Source organism: Streptomyces sp. NRRL S-244 (assembly GCF_000717915.1).
Classification (GTDB): Bacteria; Actinomycetota; Actinomycetes; order Streptomycetales; family Streptomycetaceae; genus Streptomyces.
The window spans coordinates 71,082-97,171 of record NZ_JOCX01000001.1; the positions used below are offsets into that span (position 1 = coordinate 71,082).

The following is a 26,090-nucleotide window of genomic DNA, read 5'->3' on the forward strand; positions in this document are numbered from 1 at the left end:
TTCATGTCTACGAGAGGTGCTTCTTGACGGCGGCGGCGACGCGGCCGCCGTCCGCCAGACCGGCCACCTTCGGGTTCACGATCTTCATGACGGCACCCATGGCCCGCGGCCCCTCGGCACCCGCGGCCTTGGCCTCCTCGACGGCCTGCGCCACGATCGCGCCGAGCTCCTCGTCGCTGAGCTGCTTGGGCAGGTAGGTGTCGAGGAACTCGCCCTCCGCCGTCTCGCGCGCGGCCTGCTCGGGACGGCCGCCCTGCGCGAAGGCCTCCGCGGCCTCGCGGCGCTTCTTCGCCTCCTTGGCGATCACCTTGAGGACCTCGTCGTCGGAGAGCACGCGCGCCTCCTTGCCCGCGACCTCCTCCTTGGTGATGGCGGAGAGGGTCAGGCGCAGCGTGGACGAGTGCAGCTCGTCGCGCGCCCTGATGGCGGTGGTGAGGTCTTCCTGGAGCTTGGCCTTGAGCGTGGTCATGACCTGAGTCTGCCAGGTGGAGGGCCGGTGGCGCCCGCCGGTTTTCCGCGTCTGCGACGATGGGGCCATGCGTGCGCGTTACGGAGTACCCCTGAAGGTCACGGCGTCGATCGCGGCGGTGGGGGCCGCCGGTGTGGCCTACGCCGCCGGTTTCGAGGCGCGGTCGTTCCGGCTGCGCCGGATCACCGTGCCGGTGCTCCCCGCCGGGATGCGCCCGCTGCGCGTGCTCCAGGTCTCCGACATCCACATGGTCGGCGGGCAGCACAAGAAGCGCGCCTGGCTGCAGTCGCTGGCCGGCCTGCGCCCGGACTTCGTGGTGAACACGGGGGACAACCTCTCCGACACGGAGGGCGTCCCGGAGGTACTGGACGCCCTCGGCCCCCTGATGTCCTTCCCCGGGGTGTACGTCTTCGGGTCGAACGACTACTACGGGCCGCGGCTGCGCAACCCCGGGCGCTACCTGATCGAGAAGGTCCAGGGACGGCACGGGCTGAACGGCAACAAGCCGGTCGTCGGCGCCGTGCACAACCCGTGGGAGGAGCTGCGGGACGCCTTCGACGCGGCCGGCTGGGTCAACCTCACCAACACCCGCGGCCGCCTGAAACTGCCCGGTCTGGAGCTCGCCTTCACCGGGCTCGACGACCCGCACATCAAGCGCGACCGGTACGAGCGGGTCGCGGGCGGGCCGGAGGCGGACGCCGACTTCTCGATGGCGGTCGTGCACGCCCCGTACCTGCGGGTCCTGGAGTCCTTCACGGCCGACCGGTACCCGCTGATCCTGGCCGGGCACACGCACGGCGGGCAGCTGTGCATCCCCTTCTACGGGGCGCTCGTCACCAACTGCGACCTGGACACGAAGCGGGTGAAGGGGCTCTCCACGCACGAGGCGAACGGGCACCGCGCCTACCTCCACGTCTCGGCGGGCTGCGGCACGAACCGCTACACCCCGGTCCGCTTCGCCTGCCCCCCGGAAGCCACCCTCCTGACGCTGACCCCGAAGGCGTAGCGCCCCCGCCGCCCCCTCGCGAAAACCGGATTTCGTCTCCGGCCGAGGGTCCGCTAAAGTAATCGATGTCGCCAGGACAGCAACCGCTGCAAGGCGGCGATCGGGGTGTAGCGCAGCTTGGCAGCGCGCTTCGTTCGGGACGAAGAGGTCGTGGGTTCAAATCCCGCCACCCCGACTTCGTAAGACCAGGTCGGACCACGTACCAATTTTGGTACGTGGTCCGACCTGTTTCTGTGAGTGTCTAACTGAGTGACTACGATTTTGGATCTTCCTTGAAGATGCCGTCCATGACCGTCGCCCCCGTCTGGATCACCGGACGGATCTGCTTCCGGTAGACCGCCTCCGTGACCGCCGTGCCGGAGTGGCCGACGAGCCTGGAGATCTCTTCCAGCGGGACACCCTTGTCCGAGAGCAGCGAGACGAAGCTGTGCCGCAGCTCCCGCGGGGTCCACTCCTTCGCGTCGACTCCCTCGGCCCCGGTGATCGCCTGCCGGAAGGCGCGCCGGACGTTGGTGGAGTCCAGCTCCGTCCCTGTCGCGGAAGAGAAGACGAGCCCCTTCTCCGTCCACTGATCACCAGCGGCCAGCCGATCCCATCCCTGATCTTCGAATTGCTGCCAGAGCGCATCCACGCACCTGGCCGGCAGGGCGATCGTCCGACGCGACTTCTTGGTCTTGGTGTCCCCGGTGGAGCGAACCGACCGCCACACCGCGATGTGCGGCGGCACGGGCGGCGACGCGTCCGGGTCCCCCTTCAGGAAGACGTGGTCCCAGGTAAGCGCCCGCATCTCTTCCGTCCGCGCGCCGGTGAGCAGGGCCACCACGATGTACGCGTACGCGGACGTCCCCGCTGCCGCCTTCAGCACCGCCTCAGCCTGGGCGAGCTTGAGCGCCTTCGACGGTCGACCGGGCTGGCCTGTCGGGATCGAGCACAGCTCCACGATGTTCCGCTTCACCTTGTCCCGGACCATGGCTCGCTTCACGGAGCGGTTCAGGCACGAGTGGATCGCCTGAAGCGTGCGCGTGCTCAGCGTCATGGCCTTTTCTGCCAGCCACTTGTCGACGTCCTCGCCGCTCAGCTCCCTCAGCTTCCGGGCTCCGAGCGCGGGGATCACGTGGATGCGGCCGAGGGACGTGCAGGTGGCGACTGTCTTCGCGTCGCGGCCGGCCAGCCCGTACATGAGCCAGTCGTTCACCGCGTTCTCCACCGTGTAGTTGGTGGGCGCGATGGCCAGCCCGTCCTCGTGATCCCGCAGCACCTCCTTGAGCTTGGCCTTGGCCTCGGTCTTGGTCCTGCCGCTGCCCTTCCGCACGATGCGCTTCCCGCTGGGCGAGAAGCCGAGGGTCACGCTGGCAATCCACCGCTGCCGATCCTCGTCCCAGTGGAGACCGCCGTCCCCGCGGCTGCGGCGCGCTGTCATCGCCCTGCACCTGCTTCGCGCTCCAGAAGGGCCACGTAGTCCGCGATGGCGGAAGCGGGAACGAGGCGCGTGCGGCCCTCCGTGACCGTCCGGAGGCGACCCGCACGGATCAGCTCGTAGATCACGGTCCGGCTCAGCCTCAGGACCGTCGTGGCCTCGGTGACGCGGTAGAGCACCGGTGCCACGACGTCGACCCCGTGATGACTCATCACGGTCATAGCCCGGCCTCCTGATCCGTGGTGTGCTCCGCGAGCGCTTCGCGGGCGGTCTGGCGGTTGAGTTGGATGTCGCGGGCGATAGTGGCGGCGAGCACGGATTCCCCGGGGCTGTGGCCATGGCCGGCGTACTGCCACGAGGCGAGGACGAGCACGGTGCCCGGCTCGACGTCGCCGAGGCCGCGTGCTTCGCGTTCCTGGGCGGCGCGGTAATCGGCGCGTGTCTGCCGCAGATCACCGAGGGTGGTCGAGTACCGGCGGGACTTGGTCGAGAAGTGCCCGCGGAATCCGAGCATGTGGGCCCAGGCGGCGAGCCTGCGTTCCGGGTAGAGCGGGTCCAGGTCGAGGCAGGCCCCGACGAGCCGGGCCGTGTGCGCGGGGACGTCCAGGAGGACGAGTGCCTCCCTGTTCCCGATGCGCCGGTCGAGGGTGCCGGTGTTCTCGGCCGCCTTGGTGGCGTACTTGGCGACGTACGAGGCGACGGCCTGTTCGGTGATGTCCGAGCCGTCCCCGAACGCCTTGATGGGCCGTACGTCGAGCTGTGTCCCCCAGCGGAAGGTGCGAGCAGGCTGATCCGCGACGGCAGGGACGCTGACCGAGGTGTACGCGTGGGCGGCGGCCGCCCTGATCGCACGGTCGAGGAGCTCGGTCGTGGCCCAGGCGGGCGGCGGACTGTCCGGCCCGTCAGGACCGTCGATGCGGACCACGGCATGGAAGTGGATCGCGCCGCGCTTCTGAAACTCGGCGACCTTGCCGTAGGAGATCCGGACAACCTCCTTCAGCTCCCGCTGAGTGAGCCCGGCGTACGCGGCGATCTCACGGCGCAGGCGGGTGGTGAAGCGCTGCCAGAGCTGTCCGGCGTGGTTGTTGAAGAGGACGGAGCCCGCATAGTCGTACGTCTCGGGGTCGAGGGCGGTACCAAGTTCGGCGGCGTCCTCCTGGTGGTGCTTGCCGCAGCGGCAGGGACGGCCCACGGGGCGGTTGTGCACGAGACCGAAAGAGGGTGCCGTGAGCGTGGCGAAGACGCGAGGGTGTTCGCGGACGGTGGCGGGGATGTCCCGGCGGTCGTCTCCCGCGAGCCCGGCCCGGATGAGGTGGTAGGTGTCTCCGGCGTAGGTCCAGGCACAGCTGGGGCAACGCGAGGCGCGGCGGTTGCCACAGGCGATACGAAGGCGGGCGCCGGGTTCGTTCTCGGTGGAGTAGCGGTACAGGGTCTCGCCGGTGGTCTTGTCCTTGGTGACGGTCCAGCCGGTGATGTGGATGGGGTCCGAGCAGCCGCCCGTACGGCGGATCTGGTCTTCCCAGCGGGCGTAACCGGGATCGGCGGCCGCCTTCAGCATGTCGCCGAGGAGGCCGGGATCCAGGTCCGCGAGGGGCGCGGAGCCGGTCACGCGGTCGCCACCTGACGGCGGGCGGTGGAGGGGTGTGCCTCGCAGTTCGGGCAGATGCGGCACGGCGGGCGTGTGCCCCGGTCCATGATGGTGGTCCTTTCGATTGCGGTCGGGAGGGGCCGGTCTCTCCGGGCGGCGGCGATGCTTGGTGGCTTGTGCGCCGCCCGGAGGCCGGTCAGTGGTTCCTGAAGTCCTGGCGCAGGGCGCGGACGAGGAACAGCAGGACGACGCCGCTGACGGACAGGGCGACCGCGGTGACCGCGACGGCCAAGAGCAGCGAGACGGCGACGGACGCCAGGGCGAGAACTCCGGCGACTCCCCCGGCGGCGAGGGCGAGCGCGGTCCCGGGCGAGTTCTGGACCAGGCCGCCGAGGGCGGTCTGGGGCTTGGCCGACACCGGGGCCGCCGTGGAGTGCTCGGCGGGCGCCGGAGCCGGGCGGATCGTCGCCGGCGTGTAGGAGTCAGGGCTCGGGTACTTGGGCTTGAACACGGTCGTTCTCCTTCCGGGTTGGGCTACTTGCTGATCGCGGTGTCAATGGCCGGGGCGAGGAAGCTGTCCGCGAGGAGGAAGCCGCCAAGGAGGGTCACGGCGACCAGCCACCAGGGCGGACGGATGAGCTTCACGCCGAGGACTCCGACGGCAAGCAGGGCCAACCAGAGCGGGACATCCATGGCGGTGGCCTTTCGAGGCGTTCAGCTGACGCGGCAGCGGTGGGTGCGGGCGGCGAGCTGGGCGGCGGTCGAGGAGCTGTAGTCGGAGGACCAGCCGCATCCGTCGGTGGTGCAGACGGCGGCGTCCTTGGTGCGGCCCTGGCGGTCGCGGTAGTTACCGATCTGGACGGGGCCGATCTTCATGAGCGAGCGGAAGTTGATCCGGGCGGGCATGGGATCTCCTCTCAGGCCAGCTGGGCGGCGATGGCCTCAGCCAGCGAGGGCGGGACGCCGAGCCGGGTTCGCAGGGTCTCGGTGTCGATGTCCGAGCCCGTACGGGTGCGGTGCTCGGCGGCGATCTTCTGGGCGTGGGCGACGAGGGCGGGTGGTGCCGTGACCGTCGGCTCCGGGGCGGGCAGGGCGGCGGCCGGAGCAGCCTGTACGCCGGGTTCTGTCTCCCGCTCGACCACCGGCTCAGGTTCGGGATCCGGAGCGCTGGTCGTCGTAGGCCGGTGGACCAGGAGCGTGCCGCCGAGGAAGGCGAGCGCGGGCCATCCGGCGACGAGGATCCGGAGCCAGTCCGGGACGTCGCGCAGGTCGAGAAGGCCGGCCGTCGCGACGTTCGCGCCGAGCGAGGCCGCGAGGGCTACGGCGAACCAGGACCAAGCCGACCGCGAGGGCTCGCCCGCGTCTCGCAGGCTGCGTAGGCGGTGCCAGGCGGCGACGAGGAGCAGATCCACGCTGACCGGGTAGGCCCAGGCCTTCCAGCCGTCCTGACCGGCGGCTTCGGCGAGGTCGTGCAGGTGGGCGAAGGAGAGGGCTCCGGCGATGACGGCCTGGACGAGGACGGCGTCCGGGCGGACCAGGCGGGTCATGGTGTTCTTCACCTCCTTCAGGCATGGGGCGGGTAGGGACTTGGCGCGAGAGGCCGCGCCGACCGGGGTGGGCCAAGTGCTTAGAAGGCACCTGCTGCGGTGGCCTTGGGCTGGACCTTGCCGACGTGCACGCGAGGCGGGAGCGCCGGCCGGAAGGGGTCCAGCTCAGGAATGCTCGGGGTGCGGTGCGCGTGGGCGTTGCAGGTGTCCACGGCCTGGCGGAGCGTGGTGTGCGGGGCCCGGATGCGGGACCAGCCGCCGGACGAGTCACCGGCCACGGCGGTGCCGGGGCGGTCCCTGTCGATCTGGACAGCGGCGAGGACGGCGTCCGGGGAGATGTCCCCGAAGGCCATGTTCGCCGAGGTCTCGTCGTTGACGCGGTGGGCGGTACGGCCGGTGAGCTGGGCGCGGAGCATGGTGATGCCCTTGCCGAGCTCGGAGCCGAAGCGCTGGCCGCAGATCTCCAGGTGTACGCCGGCGGCGCGGCCGAGCTGGGCGAGACGTACGAGATCGGTGACGATCTGGTCCCGCCGGAGTTCCTCGGCCTTGTTCGCGGCGAGAGCCAGCTCAGCGACCTCGTCGACGATGACCACGACGGGTACGGGACGGAGGTGCGCGGGCAGGTCCCAGATGTCGGCGGTGATCTCCGCATCCGGCAGGCCGACGCTGATGCGCTGTTCGGCCCGGATGACCTGGTAGACGCGGCCCATGTACTGGACGAGTGCGGACAGCAGCACAGCCGCATCGGCGGGGTTCTCTGCCAAGGCGCTGAACCGGGCCGCCAGCGGGGACAGTTCCACGCCGTTCTTGCAGTCGATGCCGACGAGCGCGACGTTCTGCGGCGCCAGCCCGGCAACGAGGGTGCGCTGGTAGACGGACTTGCCGGACTTCGTCGCGCCGACGTTCAGGGCGTGCGGAACCTGCCGGTAGTCCCGGTAGTGGACCTGCCCGTCCTCACGCAGGGCCACCGGAACCCGGAGCACCTCAGACGGCAGCGCCCGCGGCATGCGCACGCGCTCAAGTACGTCGTACCCGGTCATCCGCAGCTCAACGACGCCGGACCGGATCTCCCGGGAGACGACGTTGTGCAGTCCGAACGAGTGGCGAAGCCGGTCGGAGGAGGCGGAGAAGTCGAAGGCGTCCTGTCCGGGCCGGAGTTTGAGCCTCAGGACCAGGCCGGTCGCAGTGGGCAGCAGTCGCAGGATGCGCGGCGAACGAGCCTCGGGTACGGGGCGGTTGGTAACCCGGGCGAGTGTCAGCCGCCAGCGGGCGGGCGGGACGGTGAGCCCGCAGGCGTCCATGACCGACCGGTAGCGGATCAGGACGCGGATCGTCGCGAAGGTGACCCCGAAAGTCATCCAGTACCAGGTGGGCCACCGCCAGCGCAGAACGAGCGCGAGGGCCAGGACCACCAGCAGCGTGACCCATAAGGCGTCCACGCTCAGCCCGCCTTGGCCAGTGAGGTGACGGCGACGGCGCGGAAGCTGAGCCCGTGGCGCTTCTGGCCGTTGAACTCGTTCTCCCACGGTCGGGCGACGAGGCCGGTCAGCGCGACGGGGGTCCCCGTGACCAAGTCGCCGGAGATGTCGGGCTCCGCGACGGTGACGGACACGACCTCGGCGTTGCCGTTCATCACGAACAGCACGTCGACGGTCATGAGGTTGTTGCCACTCTCGGTGTCGACGGCGACCTGGCCGGTCTTCTTGTCGCGCAGCTTGAGCTGCGGGGGCTGGGCGACCATCACGGTCGCACCGGTGGTGTCCACAGGGATCTGACGCACGGAAGATCACTCCTACATAGGGGTCGAACTCCGTCACTCATGTATATGAGTGACATGAAGAAGAGTGCACCACTCCTATACATGAGTCAACCCGCTACGAAGAGAAACTCGCAGCGGGCTGTGGGGAGTTGAGCGGCCGTCAGTCTCGCGCAGGGATCCTGTACTCGAAGACGAACTGGTCAGCGGCCATGAGGGTGTCGCAGACCTCGACCACTCGCCCCTCTTCCGTGACGGCATCGCGAACCAGATGCACCACGGGCGCGCCGGGGCTCAGGGACAGCTCCGTGGTCTCCGCCTTGGTGGCCGGCCGAGCCCGGAGCGTCTCCACGAACTCCGCGAAGACGTGCCCGTGATCCTCCAGTCGCGCATAGATGCCACCAGGACCAGGGTTCTCGGCGAACAGCTCCGGGATGTCCTTGACCACGTCCCACGGCAGGTACGAGCTGGCCGTCTCGACAGGGGTCCCGTCCCGGAAGTACAACCGCCGCCGCGCGAGCACCTGAGTCCCCGCAGTCACTCCCAGCCTCGCGGCGATCTCCTCCGGCGCCTCCATGGGCCCGATGAACAGCACGCTCACCTTGGCCTCAGCGCCGGACTGCGCAGACTCGGCAAGATAGGCGGCCCGACCTTCCTGCCGATGCGTACGCCGGAACCGATCCGAGGACCGGTGCCGTACGGGGGGCCGGGCCTTCACCATCGAGCCCTTGCCGTGCCGGGTCTCCACGAGCCCACTGGCCCGAACTTCGACCATGGCCTTCCGGATCGTCCCGCCGGAGACGCCGTAGCGATCCACCAGCTCGGACTCACTCGGCACCATGTCGCCGGCCTTCAGTACGCCGGCCCGGATCTGCTGGACGAGTTCGTCAGCGATCTGCACGTAGCGCGGCCCTGCCCCGCGGCCACCTCCCACTGCGGTTCCCATAGTCCTTCTCTTCCTCCTATGCTCCTGTACATGAGTACGGGTTCCCCGCAGGCCAAGTCAACGCCACTGCACTCCGTGTCCGTAGCCGGGGCAGTGCTGCGCGAGGACGGCCGACTCCTGGCGATCCGCCGAGCGGACAACGGGACTTGGGAGCTGCCCGGCGGAGTCCTCGAACTCACCGAGTCCCCGGAGGCCGGCGTCCGCCGTGAGGTCGTCGAAGAGACGGGCATCGAGGTAGAGGTAAATGACCTGACCGGGGTCTACAAGAACACCACGCGCGGCGTCGTAGCCCTGGTCTTCCGCTGCAAGCCGTCCGGCGGCACGGAACGCACCTCAGAGGAATCAACCGCGGTCGCCTGGCTCACTCCGGACGAGGTCTCGGCCCAGATGTCCGAGGTCTACGCGATCCGTCTCCTGGACGCCCTGGACGAAGCAGGCCCCCACGTCCGCAGCCACGACGGCCGCCATCTCGTCACGTCATGACCCGCGAGGAGGCCATCCGCCTGGTCCAGCTCCTCATGGACGGCGGCACTTTGAGCGAGGCCGAGGACGACTCCATCATCGAAGCCCTGCAACGGGGCCTGCGGTGCCCGCACATCATCAACTACATCTTCCATCCGGCTCCCGGACCGGAGCCCACCGCTGAACAGATCGTGGACCGAGCCATGGCCTACCACCCGATCGCCCTCTGACCCAGCAGCGATGCGATAAGAGTTTCCCTACTTCATCAAGGCTCGCTTCGCTCGCGGCGCTGGCTGCCCCATCCAGCTCGGAAGAGCAAGACACACTCAGACGACCAGGTCGTCATCGTTCCCGGCCTCCTGAACTGCAAGAGCAGTCTGATGTAGGGATCAGAGGTGCCGCGCACAGCGCGACGGCGCCGGTCGGGCGCCGGCCGCGCTGCCCCTCCTTGCCTCCGTCACCGGGGCCGCACGTCCGTCACCCGCCCGCGCCCACAAGGGGCGAAAGACCAGGCCGGGGAAAGCAACGGCAGCGCACCGCCGCACCAGGCAGCCACCCGCGCACACGCCCCTGATCCGTCAGCCACCCGTCACAGACCTATGCCTCCGGCGGGGGCGCTCCGGCTCCGGGATGCACGGGGCCCGTTCTGCGTCTGCCGGCCGGTTCATGGTGGGTGGTGGGGAGCTGTCATCCCGTCTGCCGTCGACCCAGGCAAGCCATAGCAGACCAGGCTTCTGGGGCCCAGGTCGTTCGTCCAGCAGGGCGCTCCACCTGGGCCCCAGAAGCCTGCCCCGCTATCACTCCGTGTGGGTCGACGGCAGACGGGATGACAGCTGGGCGGACTTTGGCTGCCAGCCCAACAGGACGCTTGGCGTCGGCATACTGCTGCAATGAGCGAAACCGTGTGGGTTGCCATCATCACAGCCGCCTCAACACTGGCGGGCGGAAGCATCGCATCCCTGGTCGCCGCCTGGAATACGCGTAAGCAGCTACAGGCAAATCACGCTCTCGCGTCCATTCAAGACATAGAACGGAAAAAGAGCGAACGTCTATCTCTACAGCGAGACGCCTGCATGCAATTCATAAGTCAACTTACTGCGACGGAAAGAGCCATGATCAGCTTTTGGCAGGCCGTTGCCCCGGCGGAGGGGTCTAACATCCGGACGCACGAGCCGTTCGTAGCCGCTAGCGCGGAGTTGAACGCGCTCGTCGACCGAGCCCGTCTGATAGCTCTTGAAGGCCCGGAGGAACTGCACATCGCAGCACTTCAATGCGCGGTCGACGAGGCGAAGGCCCTAGCTGCGCTAGGCGATGTCGCTCATGAGAGCAGAGGCAGAAGCGACGACCTAGGAACTCTCTACTCCGATGTTCGAAATACGCAGAACACCACACGCTATACGAACACGAGCGCCTTCATCCGGGCCGCCCGTGCCGCTCTACAGCCCGAAGCGGCTACACCGTCACCCTAGGGCGCCCCCGCCAGGGGTGAACCCAGCGACCGCTGAAGATCACAGACCAGTCAAGCCAGCCCGCGTGCACAAATTCGGAGCCCGACTAGATCGTTTCCGCAGCCAATGTCACGGCAAGGACCTAAGGTGAGCGCAGCTTTGACGGACGCAGGGGGCAAGTGTGGAGCTGACCTTCGAGGACAACGGACATCTTCAGCCGGGCCGCTACCAGGTTGATCTAGACCGAGCACGGGAGTTTCTCGTTGAACACCACCGCTTCTCAGAGTCCCTGACACGGGCGCCCCTCTGGGAGGGCCTGGAGAGGTACCTGATCCGCTTCTGGGCCCTCGAAGATCAACATTCCACACGCCTAGCGGGCTCAACCTTGATCGATCGGCTATGGCTCGGCGGGAGCTACGTTAGCCACAGGGTCAACCCGGACAACATAGACCTCACGGTCATCATCGACCATGAGGCGGAGCAGCGCGTCCGGAATCAGCTGGGCGCCAGATGGCTGACTGACGCGTTTCAGCGAGAGTCGATCAAAACCGAGTTCGGTCTCAGCCCCATACCGATGCGTTACGTCCGAGTAGCCTCCCCCTTCAAGAAGAGAGAGCTGGACCAGAAGGACAGGCAGTACTACTCGGACAGGGGGGCATGGGACGACTGGTGGCAGCGCCGTCGCGCTTCCGATCACATCAAGGATGGCCCTACCGTGGAGACCGCAGTAGCCAGCCGAGGGTACCTGGAGGTGACACTGTGAGCACCGCCCGTGAACGCCTCATGTCGAAGCACCAAGATGAGGCGCACTCTTGGCTACAGCGCGAGCTTGCAAAGCCAGTCCCCTCGGAGGATGAGTACGACTCAGACGTGCGTTTGCGGTGGCTTGAGGTCGCACGCAGCCACGACCCAGGTGCAAGCCTCACAGAAGAGCTCATGTTCCGATTGCGCGGAGATGCAGCTAGTGCAGGCGGTCTGGACCTTGGCGTCGGGGGCCTCCTCCTCAAGCCGCTACAGGAGATGATCACAGCTGCGGCTGAACGGAACGTGAAGCTTCTCCTGGTGGGCGTGTCTCCCGGAAGTACGGTTCTGCATTTCCAGCCTCAAGAAGCGGGCCCCATCACCAGTGAGACCGAGACCACTCCCGGTCAAGTGATTGAAGGTGCCGTCCGCAAGATTCACACCCTGTTTGAGGCGGCCGACAATGGAAGGCAGGCCGAAAACTGGGGGGATACAGAGAAGCATCTCGGCGACTTGGCCCGAGTACTCTCAAAGTTCGATTTGACGGCCGATCTACGCTGGCTAGACGGAGGCGGCGGGGTAGTTTCATCGTCTCTCACGGAACGCGGGCGGGATAACGTCAAGACCTGGCATGCGCATGTTCCAGAAGCCACCCCACCCCAGATGTCTATCACCGGCCATATTGCAACCCTTGACAAATCCACCGGGGTAGCAAAGGTGAAAACTGGCCCGTCCCGAAAATCGAAGGCATACGCTGTGCACTTCGATCCAGGAGATCTAGTGTCCCTTCGACTGACTCTCGATCAACACGTCACATTCACTGTCGAAGAGCGCACGAAAATCAAGCGAGATGGCACGGTCGTAACAGAAACGTACTTCGTGAGCTGGAACGGACAACAGTAATGTGCGCCGCGGCATGTCGGCGGTCATCGGCGCCAGCAAACAGTCCCTTGGCCGTGATCATGACCCAGAAGCCATAGTCGCGGCCTACTTGCGGACGACGGCTGGGGCGTAGGGGCTCACAACCTCTTGACCTGCTGAAACGCGTGAGACACACGGGGTCTCCGCAGCCGGGTGTGCGCCAAGTAGGAGCGGCCCCAGACTGGGTCTGGGGCCGCTCTATTTGCCTTGTACGGGATCTTGCTATCTGAGGTGCGTTGGCGGTCCTGGATGAGCTAGGTGGCCTGGACGCGGGAGGCGGTGGCCGCGGCTTGTTGCTACGCGGACTGCGTCTCGTAGCGCGCCGGTCAGATCCGTTGCTAGCAGGCGGAGTTCGTCCGGGTCGGTCTCGGCGTCCGCGAGTACCTCTAGTGCCTGGTCCAAGAGCTCGATGCCCCGGCTGAGCTGTATCACTTCGGTGTTGTCGGCCAGGTGTGATAGGTAGCCGCCAGCGTCGTCAGTGCTCAGGAAGCAGGGCTTGCCGTCGAGGCCGGGCCATGGGAGGAGTCTCAGCTCGGTGTACGAGGTCATTTCTTCGACGTCCTCGCTTTCGTCGGAGGGTGGGCAGTGAAGAGTGCGTCGGATCGGTCGCCTGGCAGGACCAGGAGGGCCGCTTCTACCGCGCGCCCCGTCGTGTCGGTCGCCACGCGTGTGATCGAGAGGACGGCCAAGGACGTGCCGATTCGAAGGGTCGTCGCCTCCTCCGGGGTTGGGAGGCGGGCACTGAGCCTTTCCTGGACCTCGGCCAGTGGAGGGCAGAGCTCTGCCAAGCGTGTCGTCAGGGCCTCGGGTGACTCCTCACCCATGTCGGCCGGCGCCAGGTCGCGGGGGACGTAGATGCGCGCCAGGCCGTGCGGCGATTTTCCTTGGTGACTGAGGCAGTGGAATTCGGTCAGGGGGCTGCCGAATGGCACGCGCAGGAGGGCGGTCAGGTGGCCGTGCGCCTGGACGTTGGTGGTTCGGACGGTCAGGCGCAGGGGCTCAGTGTGCGGGTACGGCGCGGCTCCCCCACCGACGTACGTGATCTTGCGCAGCAGGTGGCGGACGAAGTTACCGCTGCCGTGGATCTTCTCCACCAGGCCTTCGCCTTGCAGGAGCGCGAGGGCGCTTCGAAGCGTTGGTGTGCTGACCTCGTAGCGGGTGGCGAGTTGGGCTTCGGAGGGAAGGCGTTCGCCGGCTTTGAAGTGGCCTGTCGCGATCTGGCGGCGGAGGTCATCCGCGATGGTGTGGCGGCGGGAAGGCACGGGGCGGATCACCACTTCCTCATCGTCCGGAGGGCGATGAGTTGGCTCCGCGCATGCAGCGTCAGCACCTCGCCCGTCTCGAAGAACAGGCGCTTGGCCCCGGCCGGCATCTGGATGAGGTCGGCGACCCGGCATGGCTGGCCACCAATTTGGATGACGTCGCCGAGCTGGACGCTGACCGATGTGATCTCGATGCTCGCGGCGTACGCGCCAGTGGGGGGCTGCCCTCTCACTGGTTCGCCTGCCGCGGTTCAGGGGCGTCGTCCGCCACGTGGCAGGAGCAGGCGCAGGCCTCGTAGATCACGGGGACGCCGACGGGCGCCGCGGCGGGGGACGACTGGGCGCATTCCGAGTGCGTGCCGATCGCGCACGAGCTCGACCGGTACGTGGTCCTCCCGTGCGTGGCATAGGAGAGTGCGGGGAGTTGCGGCCCACTGGTGCGGGCGGGGGTAGGGCCCATACGGTTGTGCACGCTGATCAGCTCCTATCGCTGACGGCCAGGTCCCCGGACGTCGCCCGTCGCGGGGACCGCTTTATTTACGGCGGCCCAGAGAGTGCGGCCGGTCAAGCTGCTGGCGACGAGTCCGAATCGGTCAGCCTCCGCCACCACTTTCAGGACCTCCCGCCACGATTCGGCGGGCAGCGCTTCCGGTACCTCCGCTTCGATCGACGTGTAGGCGGCGTGCGGCTCCACGCGCGTGGTCAGCCCGAGAGCCGACAACCGGGCGGCGAGATCCCTGGCCCTTGCATCCGAAGCGGGCACAGAAGGGCCTCCGTCGCCGACTGAACACGTTGAGTGAAGCTAGTTAACTAGATTAGAGCTAGTGGACTAGATTTTCCACATGCCTGAGCAGCCGCCTTATCTCCGCATCGCCGACGTCCTGCGGCAGCGGATCGCGGAGCACGAGTGGACGGCCGGCGATCGGCTCCCCTCACGCGCCCAGATCGCCGAGGAGTGTGGTGTCGGCGAGAACGTGGTTCGCAGGGCGCAGGAACTGCTGATCTCTCAGGGTGTGCTGGAGGGGCGCGCGGGTTCGGGTACTTACGTCGCCGAGCCCAGGCAGCGCGTACGGGTGGTGCGATCCTCGGCGCGTGAGCAGCCGGGCGGTTCTCCGTTCCGGGCGGACATGCAGGCACTGGGCAAGCAGGGGAACTGGGAGAGCCGGACCGAGGCGAAGGTGCCCGCGCCGGCTGAGATCGCGGCGCGGCTCGGGATCGCCGAGGGCGATCTGTGCGTCCGAACCGTCTACGAGTTCCTCGCCGATGGCAGGCCTGTGCAGCTGTCGACGAGTTGGGAGCCGTACGAGCTCACCGGCGGCACGCTCGTTGTGCTTCCGGAGGGTGGGCCGCATGCCGGGATCGGCGTCGTGAACCGCATGGCGGAGATCGGTGTCACCGTCAGCCATGCCGTCGAGCAGCCCGAGCCGCGGAACGCGACCGCCGAAGAAGCGTCGCTCCTCGGGATTCAGAAGTCCTCCGTCGTGACCCACATCCGGCGGACGTACTACAGCGACCAGGGGCAGCCCGTGGAGACGGCGGACGTCGTCATCCCCGCTGCGCTGTGCGAGATCGTCTACGAGATTCCCGTCAACCGCTAGAGAGCCAGCGGCACCCCAGTGCGCCTGCACCATGAACAGCTCGCTGGCAGATCGCCCTGCTGGTCATCACGGGCTCGTTTGGCGTCTCGGGCTCACGTACTGCGCTAGGCGTGAGCCCGAGCGAACACCTCGGCTCCTACTGGCTGAGGAGGCGCGCCCTTTTGCTGGTCGAACTCCCCCTGCGTGAGTAGTCCCTGCTCGACCAAGCTCCGCAACTTCAGAAGCTCGTCTGCGACCGACACAGGGGCACTCGGTGCCGTGCCCTGGGGTGCGTGCTGGGCGGCGATCGCCTGGTCGAGCGCGACGCGAAGGCGCTCGAACTCCGGCTGCTGCTGCTTCGTGAAGACGACGCTGTTCTCGTCCTTACTGGCGTCGAGTGTGCGGCCACCCTTCGGAGCCTGGCGGTCGGCTCCGCCGATGGAGAACTGAATGAAGCCGTTCACCACAGCGCCGGCGGGCTTCCACTGCACCGCGCTGATCTGGGCGACGTGCAGTCTCTTCTCCCCCTTGCCGTGCGTTGCACGTGCGAGGAAGCCCTTACGGGTGATGGTGACGTACTGGCCGTCGAACACGATCTGTCCGCCGTAGCCTGACACTTCAATCATGGCTGCCCCCTTGAACCGTCGGGTCGCCATCATCCGGTACTGCGGGTCCCCCGCGGAGGAGAATCACGAAGACGGACCCGCGGACATTCCGCTCCACCAAAACCTCCATCTCGGGGACTTCAAGGCGGTGAAGCGAGATGATCGCCCTCAACGCGAAAGTGGCTGAGGGGGACCATGCGGAGCAGCAACATCACCGTCGGGGTGTGCCTACTCATTTGTCTCACCGCCTGCTCAGAGTCTGCGGACTCCACCGACGGAGCCAACCGCACTACCCCGACGCCCAAGGTTGCAACACCATTCCCAACGAGACCCACACCGGTCGCTCCCCTTCAGATCGGCCAGGAAGCCACGTGGGGAGGGGGCGCACCAGACCCGGCGAGCGGCACAACTGTCGTCCTGTCCTACGAGCAGCCCGTCAAGGGCGCCAGGCCACCCGGGGATGGTCTTGGTGTCAACGACGGCGTGTGGGCAGCCGTCGAGGTCAAGGTGTGCAACAAGCAGGGGCCCGACATCAGCAGCGATCAGCAGCCTTGGTCGCTGGCCTTTGCCGACGGGACACGAACGCAGACGACCGGGTTGAACGGAGGCGACTTGCCGAAGCCCGAGTATCCGACGCTCCCCACCGTGGTCAAAGCCGGCGACTGCCTGCGCGGCAAGATCCCGTTCCCCGTGTCGAAAGAGCGGCGACCCACAAAGATCGTCTATCAACCGGCGAGCGCCACGACCTCTACCGAGTGGACTGTGCCACCGTCGTAGGGCGTCACCTGGCGGCTCGGTCTGAGTGTCTAACTGAGTGACAACGGGGGCGGACAGTGCCGGACGGCGGCGGACTGTCTGGGACTGTTAGCGCAGGTCAGCGGCATCGCGCCCCATGGTCGGCCCACCACCGGGGTTGCTTCGGGACGAAGAGGTCGTGGGTTCAAATCCCGCCACCCCGACGCTGTAGTACGAGGTCAGGGCCGGTTTCCTTTGGGAGACCGGCCCTGTTTCGTTTTGGCTTGGCGTACTGCGTGTCATCCGCCGCGTACGGCGCGTGCCGGTTCGGGCCACTGGGGGGCCACCGGGGGGACACCGGGGGTGGGGATGCTGTTCAGCAGTAGGTGACCACTGACGCCGAGCGGAGGTGAATCAGATGAAGGTTTACGTCAAGCCGGAGGCCAAGAAGGTCGACCAGGGCACCATCGTCGCCGCTGTCCGCTAGCAGCGATCCCATGCCACGCCTCCCGTTCGGGGGGCGTGGCATGTCCGCTCCAGTCACCAGTCACAGGGGAATCGGAAGGCTTATGTGCGGAATTGCTGGATTCGCCCATACGGACGGAAGCGCTCTTGCCGGGTCCGCCGACGCGATTCTCCGGGACATGGCCCATGCGCTGCGGCCGCGCGGGCCGGACGACATGCAGTTCCATCACACCGGGCCCGCGTGCATGTCGTTCACGCGGCTCGCGCTGATCGACCCCGAGGGCGGGCGGCAGCCGTTCATCAGCGAGGACGGGAACGTCATCCTCGCGGCGAACGGGGAGATCTACAACCACCGGGAGCTGCGGAAGGGGTTCGAGGGGCGGGTTCGCTTTCGGAGTGAGAGCGACTGCGAGGTGCTTCTCCATCTTTATCTGGAGAGGGGGATCGGGTTTCTCGATGATGTGCGGGGGATGTTCGGGATCGCCGTCATCGACCTGCGCGAGCAGCGGCTGCTGCTCGCACGCGACCGGCTCGGCATCAAGCCGCTGTTCATCCACCGCAACCGCGACACCGTGCTCTTCGGCTCCGAGGTCAAGGCGCTCTTCGCGCACCCCGAATGCCCGCGCGAGCTCGACTGGACGCGCGCCCTCGCCGACCAGGGGCTCAGCTCCGCGCCGGTGATGAGCGACGACGAGCCCGTCAGTTGGTTCAAGGGGATCGATCACGTTCCGGTCGGGGCCATCGTCGACATCAGCCTGCGCGGCGGGGCCACCCGCGTGCACCGGTACTGGGAGCTGCCCACGCCGGCCGAGGCCGGCGGGCTCCCCGAGAGCTTCTTCGTACGGAGCATGGGCGACCTGCTCGCCTCCTCCGTCCGCGAGTGCCTGATCGCCGACGCCGAGATCGGCGTCTTCCTCAGCGGCGGCCTGGACTCCGCGGCCATCACCTCCCTGGCCGCGCACACCGGACTGCACACCTTCTCCGCGCTGACCGGCGCCACCGTCGTCAACAAGGACGCCCAGTACGCCCGCGAGACCGCCGACCTCCTCGGACTCCCCAACCACCAGGTCGCCTTCGGCGCCGACCGGATCCCCTCGCCCGACGAGTGGCGCCGCCTGCTCTGGCTGATGGAGACGCCGCTGTGCGGCCCCGAGCAGTTCTACAAGAGCGAGATGTACCGCTTCGCCCGCGCCGAACGCCCCGAGCTCAAGGCGATCCTGCTCGGCTCCGGCGCCGACGAGTTCAGCGGCGGCTACAGCGTCGCCCTCTCCGGCGGCGGCGACTGGAAGGACTTCGAGGGCAACCTGCGGACGATGGCCCGCCGCAAGGCGCTCGGCTCACAGTCCGCCCTCTCCGTCTGGTGGGAGGGCACCGACCTGCCGCTGCTCAGCGACGACGCCGTCGGCGCGTACGCCCCCGGCGCGGTGGACGACCCGTACGGCTCCTACCTGGCCTGGAAGTTCCGGGACATGCAGCAGTACAACTTCTGGGTCGAGGACCGCACCGCCTCCGGCAACGGCGTGGAGGCGCGCGTCCCCTTCCTCGACCACCGCATCATCGAGCTGCTCGCGACCGTGCCGCGCGCCTACCGCAAGCGGCTGTTCTGGGACAAGCAGGTCATCCGCGAGGCCGTACGGGACATCCTGCCCGCCGAGGTGATCGGCCGGCCCAAGCTCGCCTTCTACGAGGGCGAAGGCGTGCGCCACACCCACCGCACCTTCACCCGCATGCTCGCGCAGAACGGCGACGAGCTCGTCGAGCAGGCCCTCTCCTCGCCGCGCGCCGCCCAGTACCTCGACGGCGCCAACATCCACCGCGCCCTGCGCCGGCTGGAGCGGGACCAGGGCTCCGGCCACGTCGAACTGCTGCTGCGCGTGGTCAACCTGGGCATCCTCGACCTGATGGCCGTGGACGTCCCCGGCAGCCGGGCCCCGAACGGGCCGGCCCCGTACGCACTGCGCGTCACGGACTTCGAGGGCCCGGAGGTCCGGGAGCTGTTCCCGCAGGCACGGATCGAGGAGACCTCGGTGTTCCGCCTCGCCGAAGGCGTCCTCGTGCTCGACGACGTACAGGGCGCCAACACCTCGTACGTCGTGGTCGACGGCGGCATCCGCTTCGTCATCGACCACCTCACCCACGCGGACTGGCTGCGCCTGCTGCGTGGATTCGACGGACGCCGGCCGCTGTCGGAGGCGCTCGCCGCCACCGGCTGTGCATTCGACGCGATGCGGCCGCTGCTGGACGGATCGCTCGAAGCCGGCCTGCTGGAGTCCGTCGACGCCCCTGAAAAGTAATCACGAGTGAGGTCATCCGATGACAGCCCATCTCTACTGGGACGAGATCTGGCGCACCGACAGCGGGCGCACAGGCGACTGGTCGCGGCCGCACCCGTGGGTCGTGGACGAGGCCGCACGACTGCGGAAGCTCGGCGCGCAGGACGTACTGGACCTCGGCTGCGGCGTGGGCCGGCACGCCCTCTGGTTCGCCGAGGCCGGGTTCACCAGCTCCGGCACCGACGCCAGCGAGGCGGCCGTGCGCGCCGCCCGCGAGGAGGGCGAGAAGCGCGGGGTACGGGTCGCCCTCGACATCGGCGACTTCGGCGAACTCCCCTACCCGGACGCCAGCTTCGACTACGTCCTCGCCTTCAACGTGGTCTACCACAACGACGAGGCGGGCCTGGGCCGCGTACTCGACGAGGTCCGGCGCGTCCTGCGCCCGGGCGGCGCGTACCAGTCCACGATGCTCTCCAAGCGCAACGGCGAGTACGGGCGCGGCATCGAGGTGAGCCCCAACACCTTCCGCCAGCCCGGGGCCACCGACGACAAGGTGCACCCGCACCTGTACGTGGACGCCGCCGACCTGCTGCGCCTGCACCCCGGGTTCCGCCTGCTCAGTGCCACCGACGCCGAGCACTCCGCGCCCGGCTCCTTCCACTGGCACTGCGTGTTCGAGTCGGCGGGGGAGGACGTGGCGGGCACCCGCCACGGCCGTTTCGCGCAGAGGGCCGGGGAATAGTGTCGAAGGCGACGCGACTGCGCGAACTGCTGGAACGCAGGGCACTGGCCCGGATCGTCGGATCCCGGGACGCGCTGACCGCCCTGCTCGTCGAGGAAGCCGGGTTCGACGGCCTGTGGGCGTCGAGCTTCGAGATCTCCGCCTCCCGGGCCCTGCCCGACCTGGGCCTGCTGACCATGTCCGAGCTGCTCGAAGCCTGCTCGCACGTGAACCAGGCGACCGGGCTGCCGCTGCTCGCGGACTGCGACACCGGCTTCGGCGGCAACATCAACGTCGTCCGTACGGTCCGCCAGTTCGAGGCCGCGGACATCGGCGGCATCTGCATGGAGGACAAGGTGTTCCCCAAGCGGAACAGCTTCCTCGGCGGCGGCCAGAACCTGGAGGACGCGGGCGAGTTCGCCGGCCGGATCCAGGCCGCCGTACGGGCCCGGACCACCGCCGACTTCACCGTCATCGCCCGCGTCGAGGCGCTCATCGCCGGGGCCGGGCTCGCCGAGGCGCTGCGCCGCGCCCACCTGTACGCGGACGCCGGCGCCGACGCCATACTGATGCACTCCAAGAAGTCCACGCCGATCGAGATCCTGGAGTTCCTCCAGGCCTGGCAGGCCCGCACGCCCGTGGTCGTCGTACCGACCACCTATCCGCACTGGGACCTCGCCGAGGCCGAGGCGGCGGGCGTCTCGATGGTGATCTACGCGAACCACGCGCTGCGCGCCTCGGTCTCCGCCATGCGCGACGTCCTCGGCGAGATCCGGCTCCAGGGCGGGACCGGCGGGGTCGAGGACACCATCGCCCCGATGAAGGAGCTGTTCGGCCTCACCCAGGTGAACCGGTGGGAGGAGTGGAGCGCATGATCAGCGCCGAGTTCTTCTGCGCGGAGCTGGACCGCCGCGGGTACGGGTTCTTCAGCGGGGTGCCGTGTTCCTTCCTCAAGGGCCCGTTCGCGCTGCTGGAGCAGCGCGACAGCTACGTCCCGGCGCCCAACGAGGGCATCGCGCTGTCCATGGCCGCCGGGGCCGAGCTGGGCGGGACCCGGGCCGTGGTGCTGGCCCAGAACTCGGGGCTCGGCAACCTCCTCGACCCGCTGACCTCGCTCACCATGGCGTACGAGATCCCGCTGCTGCTGTTCGTCAGCCTGCGCGGCTGGCCGCACGCCGAGGACGACGAGCCGCACCACGCGGCGATGGGCGCCGGGACCATCGGCGTACTGGAGGCCCTCGGGGTCGCCCACGGCATCCTGGACCCCGCCGAGGAGAGCCTGGGCGCTCTCCTCGACCGCGCGGAGTCGGCCCGGCGCGAGAGGCGGTCCTTCGTCGTCCTCGTACCGGCGAAGACCGTGGACGCCCGCCCGGTGCCGGCGCCCGCCCCGGACGCGCGGATGGACCGCCGGGCCGCCGTGTCCGTCATCGCCGGGCACCTGGGCGACGCGCTCGTCTACAGCACCACCGGCATGATCAGCCGGGAGCTGTTCGGGGTCGTCGACGACCCGCGCAACTTCTACATGCAGGGCTCCATGGGGCACGCCATCGGCCTGGGCCTGGGCACCGCGCTGAACCGCCCCGACCAGGACGTCGTGGTCATCGACGGCGACGGCGCGGCGGTCATGCACCTCGGCGGGCTCGCGCTCGTCGGCGAGCGGCGGCCCCCGAACCTGACCCACTTCGTGCTCGACAACGGCGCGTACGACTCCACCGGCGGCCAGCGCACCCGCGCCACGGCCATGCGCTGGGACGAGTTGGCGCTGGCGGCCGGATACCGCACGGGCAGGGTCTGCCGTACGGCCGAGGAAGTCACCGCCCATCTGGGGGAGATCAAGGGGCGGCCCGGGCCGCATCTGGTCGCCCTGCACATCGGCAGGGGTGGGGCCACGCCCCCGCGGGTAACTTCGGCGCACACCAACGCCGAGGTCAGGGCCCGCTTCCAGGCCGCGGCGACCGAAGCCCGGAAGGACGACCTGCCGTGACCACCGTCATCGCCCATGTCAGCGATCTGCACCTGGACCTCTCGGAGCGCGCCACGCAGCGCGCGCTGACCGTCATGAACCACCTGCGCGACATGCCGGGGCCCATCGACGCCGTCCTCGTCTCCGGTGACATCGCCGACCACGCGACGCCGGACGAGTACGCGCAGGCCCGCAAGCTGTTCGACCTGCCCTACCCGGTGCTGGTACTGCCCGGAAACCACGACCGGCGGGGTCCGTTCCGTACGGGCCTGCTCGACGCGGCGCCGGATGACGGGGAGCTGAACCAGGTCGTCCGCACGCCCGGAGCCGTCTTCCTGCTGTGCGATTCGACCGTCCCAGGCAGCGACGAGGGCCTGCTCAGCGACCTGACCCTGAGGTGGCTGGACGAGACGCTGACCGCCGCGGGCGGGGAGCTGCCCGTCTTCGTCTGCTTCCACCACCCGCCGGTCGACCTGCACACCCCGTACGTGGACCGGGTCCGGCAGTTCGGCGAGGAGCGCCTCGCCGCGGTGCTGGAACGGCACCCGCAGGTCGTGGCCCTGCTGTGCGGACACGCGCACGTGGCCGCGGCCACGACGTTCGCGGGGCGCCCGCTGCTCGTGGCGCCCGGGGTCGCCTCGACCGTCCCGCTGCCCTTCGAGGGCCTGCCCGCCGTGGACTACGAGCTGGCCCCGGCGCTGGCCTTCCACGTACTCGACGACCGGCGGCGGCTGGTCACGCACTACAGGGCGCTCGGCCGACCGCACCTCCCCGAGCACTGAACCACCGCCGAGCCGCTGCCGAGCCTGCGAGCCCCGAAAGCCACCGAGAAGCGCTGGGAGAAGGCCATGAGAAGAGTCCTGATCGCCAACCGCGGTGCGATCGCGGCCCGGGCCGTGGACACCTTCCGCAGGCTGGGCTGGTCGCCGATCGCCGTCGTCGCCTCATCGGACCCCCAGCGCCTGCACGCGCTCGCCGCGGACGGGTGCGAGTACCTGGAAGGCACCGGGCTCGCGGAGACGTACGACCACGTGGGCCGGATCGTCGAGGCCGCCCGGCGCTGCGGCGCCGACGCGGTCTACCCGGGCTACGGGGCGCTGGCGGAGGATCCGGAGCTGCCCGAGCGGCTGGCGGCGGCGGGCATCGCCTTCGTCGGGCCGACGGCGGAGGTGCTCGCGGCGGCCCGCGACAAGGACCACGCGGTCGCCACCGCCGACCGGCTGGGCCTGCCCGTGCTGCCGCACGCGACCGGGCACGAGCCCATCGCCAAGCTGGTGGCGGACATCGGGCTGCCGGTCATCCTCAAGCCGGTCACCGGGTGCGGGGGCCTCGGCGTGCGCATCGTGCACACCGAGGCGGAGGCGGAGCGGGCGCTCGCACAGATCGGTACGGACGAGGGTGACGCCTGGTACGCCGAGCGGTACGTGGAGCGCGGAGCGGTGGTCGGGGTCACGGTCGCCGTGGACGGGGCCGGAACCGTGCACCCGCTCGGTGAGCGGGAGAGCCTCCTGGTCGACGGCAGCATGAAGCTGCTGGAGGCCTCGCCCGTCCAGGGCGTGGCCCCGGAGCTGGTGGAGCGGATGCGGACGGACACGGCCCGGCTCGTCACCGGTATGGGGTTACGGGGCGTGGCGACGGTCGAGTTCATCGTCGGCTCGGGTGTCGGTGGCGGCGTCGGTGCCGGCGTCGGTGCCGGTGCCCGGAGCCACTACTTCCTGGAGGTCAACGGGCGGCTGCCGCTGGCCTACCGGATGTGCGAGGCGCAGACCGGCCTGGACGTGGTGGCCCTCCAGATGGAGCTGGCGCAGGGCGCGCTGCCCGCCCCCGGCCGCATACGCGTCGACCGGGACACGCACTGCCTGGAGGCGCGCCTGTTCATCGAGCCGGCCCCGGACGGGGCGCCCGGCCGGATCACCGCCCTGGAGCTGGCCCCCGAGCCGGGGGTGACGTACAACTGCGCGCTGGACGTACGCGGGCCGGTCGTCCTCGACAACATCGTCACGCAGGTCCTGGCCCTGGGCGAGCGCCGCGGCGCGGCGGCCGGGGCGGTACTGCGGGCCGTCGAGGGCAGCGGGGTTTCGGGGGTCGGAACCTGCGCGGAAGAGATAGCCGTGTGGCTGCGGGGTTCGGGGCTGGTCCCGGAACGCCTCGGCAGCCAGGCCTTGGGAGTCTGATCTGAGATGAACAGCAACGATCCGTTCTCGACCGTCCGCCACCCCGTCGACCGCGCGCTCGCGACGGCCGTCGCCGAGAGCGGGGAGGAGGACGTACGCGCGCCCTGGTACCGGGAGTTCGGGCAGACCATCGGCGGTCACGTACGGCGCCACCTCGACGCCCGGCCCGGCTACTTCGTGCTGAGCGGCCTGGACCACCTGGGCGAGGAGCAGGCGCGCCGGTTCACGGTCGCGGTCTCCCGGCTGGCCGGGGACCTGCTGCCGCAGGACGGCGCGGGGGCCCTGCTGCGGGACGTACGGGACCGGGGGGTGCGGCTCGGCGAGGGCGCGACCGGCCGCTACTCGGACAGCCGGCAGGGCGGCAGCCTGCACACCGACGCGGCGCACCGGCCGGGGCGGCTTCCGGACATTTTCGCGCTGTTCTGCGTCCGGCAGGCCTCCAGCGGCGGGGCCCTGGTCACGGTGCACGTGAGCGATCTGCTGGAGATCCTCCGGGGCCACCCCGAGGAGCTCGCGGCGCTGCGGCTGCCGGTCCACTTCGACACCCGGGACGACACGCCGGGGGTGCCGCTCACGACCGAGCGGCCCGTACTGGAGTCCAAGGACGGCCGGGAGCGGATGTACTACCTGCGGGACTACATCGAGATCGGGCACAGCCATCCGCACGTACCGCCGTTGACGCCCGAGCAGGTCAAGGCGCTGGACCTGCTGGACTCGCTGCTGGAGCGGCGCGATCTGCAGACGCACGGGCGGCTGGCACCGGGCGAGATGATCTTCATCGACAACCGGTCGATCGTGCACGGCCGGACGCCGTTCGACGAGGACCGGCCGGTTGACGGCGGGCGGCTGATGCTCCGCACCTGGATCGGGCTCACCGCGCAGCGCGCGGCCGCGGCCGACACGGACACGGGCACGGGCACGGACACCGACGCCGGGGCTGGGGCCGTCCGGTGACACGGGTCGTCACCGAGCTCGAACGGCTCGGCCTCGCCGAGTTCCTGGCCGACTTCCCCGGGGACTCGGTGGACCGCCGCCAGTGGGCCGCCGGCGCCCGCGGCCTCGACGGCGAACTGCGCACCCTCGCCGGGTTCCTGCTGCTCGGGGAGGCTGCGGCGGCCGACCGGCTGCCACCCGCCCTCGCCGGGGCGCTGCCGGCCCTGGTCACGAGCGGGGTCGCGCACCAGCGCGGGGCCGAGGTCCAGCTGGTCGACGTCAGCCTGTTCCGCTCGGGCGGGGTGTGGCTGTTCGCGGAGCCGCCGAGCCCCTTCCCCGTACGCCACTACTTCGGCCGGGACTCGATCGCGCTGGCCCGGCGCACCGGCTTCCGGGCGGGGGCGCGGGTCCTCGACCTGTGCTCCGGGCCGGGGTTCCAGGGGCTGCTCGCCGCCCGCGGCGGCGCCCGGGCCACGCTGGTGGAGCTGCTGCCCGAGACCGCCGAAGTGGCCCGGATCAACGCGGAGATCAACGGGGTGGCCGACCGGATCGAGGTCCTCGTCGGCGACCTGTACGAGCCGCTGCCGGCCGGGGTGGAACCGTACGACCACGTCATCGCGAACATCCCCTTCCTGCCGACCCTCGCCGCCCCGGGCGAGGAGGCCGCCCACGAGGGCGGCGAGGACGGGTTCGGCGTGGGCCGGCGGGTCCTCGCCGGGCTCCCCCGGCACCTGGGCGCGGGCGGTACGGCCCATCTGACCGCGCTCCTCCTCCAGGCGGACCAGCAGCTCGTCACCGACGGCGAACTGCGGGCCTGGGCCGCGGCGAACGGATACGGCCTGACGGTCACGCTGACCGAGCGGATGGCGGTGGACGCCGACTCCGACCTCGTCCAGACGACGGTGTCGGACCACCTGGAGACCGATCCGCAGGCCGATCCCGAGGAGCTCACCGCCGCCGCCGTCGCCGTGTACGCGAGCCGCGGGGCGACGGCCGCCCGACTGGCCTATCTGCGGATCGACGCCGGGATGGCCGACTTTCGTGTCCTCGACCGCGCGGGCGGCTGAAGGTGGCTACCGTG

Annotated in this window: 32 protein-coding genes and 1 tRNA gene; 18 read left to right on the forward strand and 15 right to left on the reverse strand. The window is 69.3% G+C overall.

The window, feature by feature from the left end:
- Positions 1-7: 7 nt before the first annotated feature.
- A complete protein-coding gene (locus tag IF02_RS0100340; protein WP_030152727.1) occupies positions 8-469 on the reverse strand; it encodes a GatB/YqeY domain-containing protein in 462 nt (153 codons plus the stop codon).
- Between the two features lie 67 nt (positions 470-536).
- On the opposite strand from IF02_RS0100340, the gene IF02_RS0100345 reads away from it, so the two are divergent.
- Complete coding sequence (locus IF02_RS0100345) at positions 537-1,475, forward strand: metallophosphoesterase (protein WP_030152729.1); 939 nt, start codon at positions 537-539, stop codon at positions 1,473-1,475.
- A 101-nt stretch (positions 1,476-1,576) separates the two neighbouring features.
- Positions 1,577-1,650, forward strand: a tRNA-Pro gene (locus IF02_RS0100350).
- A 78-nt stretch (positions 1,651-1,728) separates the two neighbouring features.
- On the opposite strand, the gene IF02_RS0100355 is transcribed toward IF02_RS0100350, so the two are convergent.
- The 10 genes from IF02_RS0100355 to IF02_RS0100400 all read right to left on the reverse strand — a co-directional run bounded on the left by IF02_RS0100355 (position 1,729) and on the right by IF02_RS0100400 (position 8,729).
- Positions 1,729-2,895 carry a site-specific integrase gene (locus tag IF02_RS0100355; protein ID WP_030152730.1) on the reverse strand — a complete coding sequence of 389 codons (1,167 nt, stop codon included), beginning with the start codon at positions 2,893-2,895 and terminating at the stop codon, positions 1,729-1,731.
- On the reverse strand, positions 2,892-3,113 hold the full coding sequence (locus IF02_RS0100360; RefSeq protein ID WP_234318045.1) for a helix-turn-helix domain-containing protein: 222 nt from the start codon (positions 3,111-3,113) through the stop codon (positions 2,892-2,894). Before IF02_RS0100360 ends, IF02_RS0100355 begins: the two co-directional genes overlap by 4 nt.
- Entirely contained in the window at positions 3,110-4,501 is a 1,392-nt protein-coding gene (repSA, locus tag IF02_RS0100365; protein WP_030152734.1) for a replication initiator protein RepSA, read from the reverse strand. The genes IF02_RS0100360 and repSA overlap by 4 nt, the downstream gene beginning before the upstream one ends.
- Before the next feature lie 175 nt (positions 4,502-4,676).
- Positions 4,677-4,991: a hypothetical protein gene (locus IF02_RS0100370; RefSeq protein ID WP_030152736.1), complete on the reverse strand. Its 315-nt coding sequence runs from the start codon at positions 4,989-4,991 to the stop codon at positions 4,677-4,679.
- 23 nt (positions 4,992-5,014) lie between these two features.
- A complete protein-coding gene (locus IF02_RS34175; protein WP_106977180.1) occupies positions 5,015-5,173 on the reverse strand; it encodes a hypothetical protein in 159 nt (52 codons plus the stop codon).
- A 21-nt stretch (positions 5,174-5,194) separates the two neighbouring features.
- On the reverse strand, positions 5,195-5,386 hold the full coding sequence (locus tag IF02_RS0100380) for a mobile element transfer protein (protein WP_030152738.1): 192 nt from the start codon (positions 5,384-5,386) through the stop codon (positions 5,195-5,197).
- A gap of 11 nt (positions 5,387-5,397) precedes the next feature.
- Positions 5,398-6,027, reverse strand: a complete 630-nt coding sequence (locus IF02_RS0100385; RefSeq protein WP_030152740.1) for a DUF2637 domain-containing protein — start codon at positions 6,025-6,027, stop codon at positions 5,398-5,400.
- A gap of 80 nt (positions 6,028-6,107) precedes the next feature.
- A complete protein-coding gene (locus IF02_RS0100390) occupies positions 6,108-7,466 on the reverse strand; it encodes an FtsK/SpoIIIE domain-containing protein (RefSeq protein ID WP_030152741.1) in 1,359 nt (452 codons plus the stop codon).
- Positions 7,467-7,468: 2 nt separating this feature from the next.
- Positions 7,469-7,807 (reverse strand): hypothetical protein, encoded by a 339-nt coding sequence (locus IF02_RS0100395; RefSeq protein WP_030152743.1) that lies wholly within the window; start codon positions 7,805-7,807, stop codon positions 7,469-7,471.
- Positions 7,808-7,946: 139 nt separating this feature from the next.
- Positions 7,947-8,729 carry a GntR family transcriptional regulator gene (locus tag IF02_RS0100400; protein ID WP_030152744.1) on the reverse strand — a complete coding sequence of 261 codons (783 nt, stop codon included), beginning with the start codon at positions 8,727-8,729 and terminating at the stop codon, positions 7,947-7,949.
- Positions 8,730-8,747: 18 nt separating this feature from the next.
- Between IF02_RS0100400 and IF02_RS0100405 the strand changes: the two genes are divergently transcribed.
- The 5 genes from IF02_RS0100405 (at position 8,748) to IF02_RS34640 (ending at position 12,283) form a co-directional block, all read left to right on the forward strand.
- Positions 8,748-9,212: an NUDIX hydrolase gene (locus IF02_RS0100405; protein WP_030152746.1), complete on the forward strand. Its 465-nt coding sequence runs from the start codon at positions 8,748-8,750 to the stop codon at positions 9,210-9,212.
- Positions 9,209-9,421, forward strand: a complete 213-nt coding sequence (locus IF02_RS0100410) for a hypothetical protein (RefSeq protein WP_030152748.1) — start codon at positions 9,209-9,211, stop codon at positions 9,419-9,421. Before IF02_RS0100405 ends, IF02_RS0100410 begins: the two co-directional genes overlap by 4 nt.
- 660 nt (positions 9,422-10,081) lie before the next feature.
- Positions 10,082-10,660: a hypothetical protein gene (locus IF02_RS34635; protein WP_158708415.1), complete on the forward strand. Its 579-nt coding sequence runs from the start codon at positions 10,082-10,084 to the stop codon at positions 10,658-10,660.
- Positions 10,661-10,820: 160 nt separating this feature from the next.
- Complete coding sequence (locus tag IF02_RS0100415) at positions 10,821-11,402, forward strand: DUF6932 family protein (protein ID WP_030152750.1); 582 nt, start codon at positions 10,821-10,823, stop codon at positions 11,400-11,402.
- Positions 11,399-12,283 (forward strand): hypothetical protein, encoded by an 885-nt coding sequence (locus IF02_RS34640; RefSeq protein WP_158708416.1) that lies wholly within the window; start codon positions 11,399-11,401, stop codon positions 12,281-12,283. The genes IF02_RS0100415 and IF02_RS34640 overlap by 4 nt, the downstream gene beginning before the upstream one ends.
- Positions 12,284-12,523: 240 nt before the next feature.
- Here the strand turns inward: IF02_RS34640 and IF02_RS33360 are convergent, their stop codons facing one another.
- Together IF02_RS33360 and IF02_RS0100420 are read right to left on the reverse strand one after the other, a co-directional pair.
- Positions 12,524-12,850: a hypothetical protein gene (locus tag IF02_RS33360; protein ID WP_078621766.1), complete on the reverse strand. Its 327-nt coding sequence runs from the start codon at positions 12,848-12,850 to the stop codon at positions 12,524-12,526.
- The gene (locus IF02_RS0100420) at positions 12,847-13,575 is read right to left on the reverse strand and encodes a GntR family transcriptional regulator (RefSeq protein ID WP_030152752.1); all 729 of its coding nucleotides are present in this window, start codon (positions 13,573-13,575) and stop codon (positions 12,847-12,849) included. The genes IF02_RS33360 and IF02_RS0100420 overlap by 4 nt, the downstream gene beginning before the upstream one ends.
- 41 nt (positions 13,576-13,616) lie before the next feature.
- Here IF02_RS0100420 and IF02_RS36045 point away from each other — a divergent pair, with 41 nt between their 5' ends.
- A complete protein-coding gene (locus IF02_RS36045) occupies positions 13,617-13,862 on the forward strand; it encodes a hypothetical protein (RefSeq protein ID WP_199809154.1) in 246 nt (81 codons plus the stop codon).
- Between the two features lie 185 nt (positions 13,863-14,047).
- Here IF02_RS36045 and IF02_RS35330 read toward each other — a convergent pair whose 3' ends face one another.
- Complete coding sequence (locus IF02_RS35330; RefSeq protein WP_030152755.1) at positions 14,048-14,326, reverse strand: hypothetical protein; 279 nt, start codon at positions 14,324-14,326, stop codon at positions 14,048-14,050.
- A 79-nt stretch (positions 14,327-14,405) separates the two neighbouring features.
- Between IF02_RS35330 and IF02_RS0100440 the strand changes: the two genes are divergently transcribed.
- The gene (locus IF02_RS0100440; protein ID WP_030152757.1) at positions 14,406-15,161 is read left to right on the forward strand and encodes a GntR family transcriptional regulator; all 756 of its coding nucleotides are present in this window, start codon (positions 14,406-14,408) and stop codon (positions 15,159-15,161) included.
- 104 nt (positions 15,162-15,265) lie between these two features.
- Here the strand turns inward: IF02_RS0100440 and IF02_RS0100445 are convergent, their stop codons facing one another.
- Entirely contained in the window at positions 15,266-15,766 is a 501-nt protein-coding gene (locus IF02_RS0100445; RefSeq protein ID WP_051695488.1) for a DUF4429 domain-containing protein, read from the reverse strand.
- A gap of 462 nt (positions 15,767-16,228) precedes the next feature.
- Here IF02_RS0100445 and IF02_RS34645 point away from each other — a divergent pair, with 462 nt between their 5' ends.
- The 9 genes from IF02_RS34645 to IF02_RS32875 all read left to right on the forward strand — a co-directional run bounded on the left by IF02_RS34645 (position 16,229) and on the right by IF02_RS32875 (position 26,076).
- Positions 16,229-16,522, forward strand: a complete 294-nt coding sequence (locus tag IF02_RS34645; protein ID WP_158708418.1) for a hypothetical protein — start codon at positions 16,229-16,231, stop codon at positions 16,520-16,522.
- A 527-nt stretch (positions 16,523-17,049) separates the two neighbouring features.
- Positions 17,050-19,239 (forward strand): asparagine synthase (glutamine-hydrolyzing), encoded by a 2,190-nt coding sequence (gene asnB, locus IF02_RS0100450; RefSeq protein WP_030152762.1) that lies wholly within the window; start codon positions 17,050-17,052, stop codon positions 19,237-19,239.
- A gap of 19 nt (positions 19,240-19,258) precedes the next feature.
- On the forward strand, positions 19,259-19,960 hold the full coding sequence (locus tag IF02_RS0100455) for a class I SAM-dependent methyltransferase (protein ID WP_051695354.1): 702 nt from the start codon (positions 19,259-19,261) through the stop codon (positions 19,958-19,960).
- A complete protein-coding gene (locus IF02_RS0100460; RefSeq protein WP_051695356.1) occupies positions 19,960-20,814 on the forward strand; it encodes an isocitrate lyase/phosphoenolpyruvate mutase family protein in 855 nt (284 codons plus the stop codon). The genes IF02_RS0100455 and IF02_RS0100460 overlap by 1 nt, the downstream gene beginning before the upstream one ends.
- Positions 20,811-21,923, forward strand: coding sequence for a phosphonopyruvate decarboxylase (gene aepY, locus IF02_RS0100465; protein ID WP_030152767.1), 1,113 nt, complete (start codon positions 20,811-20,813; stop codon positions 21,921-21,923). The genes IF02_RS0100460 and aepY overlap by 4 nt, the downstream gene beginning before the upstream one ends.
- Positions 21,920-22,684, forward strand: coding sequence for a metallophosphoesterase (locus tag IF02_RS0100470; RefSeq protein ID WP_030152769.1), 765 nt, complete (start codon positions 21,920-21,922; stop codon positions 22,682-22,684). The genes aepY and IF02_RS0100470 overlap by 4 nt, the downstream gene beginning before the upstream one ends.
- Positions 22,685-22,750: 66 nt before the next feature.
- Positions 22,751-24,076, forward strand: coding sequence for a biotin carboxylase N-terminal domain-containing protein (locus IF02_RS0100475; RefSeq protein ID WP_030152770.1), 1,326 nt, complete (start codon positions 22,751-22,753; stop codon positions 24,074-24,076).
- Between the two features lie 6 nt (positions 24,077-24,082).
- Positions 24,083-25,030 (forward strand): TauD/TfdA family dioxygenase, encoded by a 948-nt coding sequence (locus IF02_RS0100480; RefSeq protein ID WP_030152772.1) that lies wholly within the window; start codon positions 24,083-24,085, stop codon positions 25,028-25,030.
- Positions 25,027-26,076, forward strand: a complete 1,050-nt coding sequence (locus IF02_RS32875) for a methyltransferase domain-containing protein (protein ID WP_051695360.1) — start codon at positions 25,027-25,029, stop codon at positions 26,074-26,076. The genes IF02_RS0100480 and IF02_RS32875 overlap by 4 nt, the downstream gene beginning before the upstream one ends.
- Positions 26,077-26,090 lie beyond the last annotated feature (14 nt).

Coding starts and splice junctions, on each gene's coding strand:
- IF02_RS0100405 (WP_030152746.1), top strand. CDS start 8,748: ATGCTCCTGTACATGAGTACGGGTTCCCCGCAGGCCAAGTCAACGCCA.
- IF02_RS33360 (WP_078621766.1), bottom strand. CDS start 12,850: ATGACCTCGTACACCGAGCTGAGACTCCTCCCATGGCCCGGCCTCGAC.
- IF02_RS0100445 (WP_051695488.1), bottom strand. CDS start 15,766: ATGATTGAAGTGTCAGGCTACGGCGGACAGATCGTGTTCGACGGCCAG.
- IF02_RS0100400 (WP_030152744.1), bottom strand. CDS start 8,729: ATGGGAACCGCAGTGGGAGGTGGCCGCGGGGCAGGGCCGCGCTACGTG.
- IF02_RS34635 (WP_158708415.1), top strand. CDS start 10,082: ATGAGCGAAACCGTGTGGGTTGCCATCATCACAGCCGCCTCAACACTG.
- IF02_RS0100380 (WP_030152738.1), bottom strand. CDS start 5,386: ATGCCCGCCCGGATCAACTTCCGCTCGCTCATGAAGATCGGCCCCGTC.
- aepY (WP_030152767.1), top strand. CDS start 20,811: ATGATCAGCGCCGAGTTCTTCTGCGCGGAGCTGGACCGCCGCGGGTAC.
- asnB (WP_030152762.1), top strand. CDS start 17,050: ATGTGCGGAATTGCTGGATTCGCCCATACGGACGGAAGCGCTCTTGCC.
- IF02_RS0100480 (WP_030152772.1), top strand. CDS start 24,083: ATGAACAGCAACGATCCGTTCTCGACCGTCCGCCACCCCGTCGACCGC.
- IF02_RS0100385 (WP_030152740.1), bottom strand. CDS start 6,027: ATGACCCGCCTGGTCCGCCCGGACGCCGTCCTCGTCCAGGCCGTCATC.
- IF02_RS0100440 (WP_030152757.1), top strand. CDS start 14,406: ATGCCTGAGCAGCCGCCTTATCTCCGCATCGCCGACGTCCTGCGGCAG.
- IF02_RS36045 (WP_199809154.1), top strand. CDS start 13,617: ATGCAGCGTCAGCACCTCGCCCGTCTCGAAGAACAGGCGCTTGGCCCC.
- IF02_RS0100340 (WP_030152727.1), bottom strand. CDS start 469: ATGACCACGCTCAAGGCCAAGCTCCAGGAAGACCTCACCACCGCCATC.
- IF02_RS0100360 (WP_234318045.1), bottom strand. CDS start 3,113: ATGACCGTGATGAGTCATCACGGGGTCGACGTCGTGGCACCGGTGCTC.
- IF02_RS0100455 (WP_051695354.1), top strand. CDS start 19,259: ATGACAGCCCATCTCTACTGGGACGAGATCTGGCGCACCGACAGCGGG.
- IF02_RS34175 (WP_106977180.1), bottom strand. CDS start 5,173: ATGGATGTCCCGCTCTGGTTGGCCCTGCTTGCCGTCGGAGTCCTCGGC.
- IF02_RS0100410 (WP_030152748.1), top strand. CDS start 9,209: ATGACCCGCGAGGAGGCCATCCGCCTGGTCCAGCTCCTCATGGACGGC.
- IF02_RS0100345 (WP_030152729.1), top strand. CDS start 537: ATGCGTGCGCGTTACGGAGTACCCCTGAAGGTCACGGCGTCGATCGCG.
- IF02_RS0100355 (WP_030152730.1), bottom strand. CDS start 2,895: ATGACAGCGCGCCGCAGCCGCGGGGACGGCGGTCTCCACTGGGACGAG.
- IF02_RS0100475 (WP_030152770.1), top strand. CDS start 22,751: ATGAGAAGAGTCCTGATCGCCAACCGCGGTGCGATCGCGGCCCGGGCC.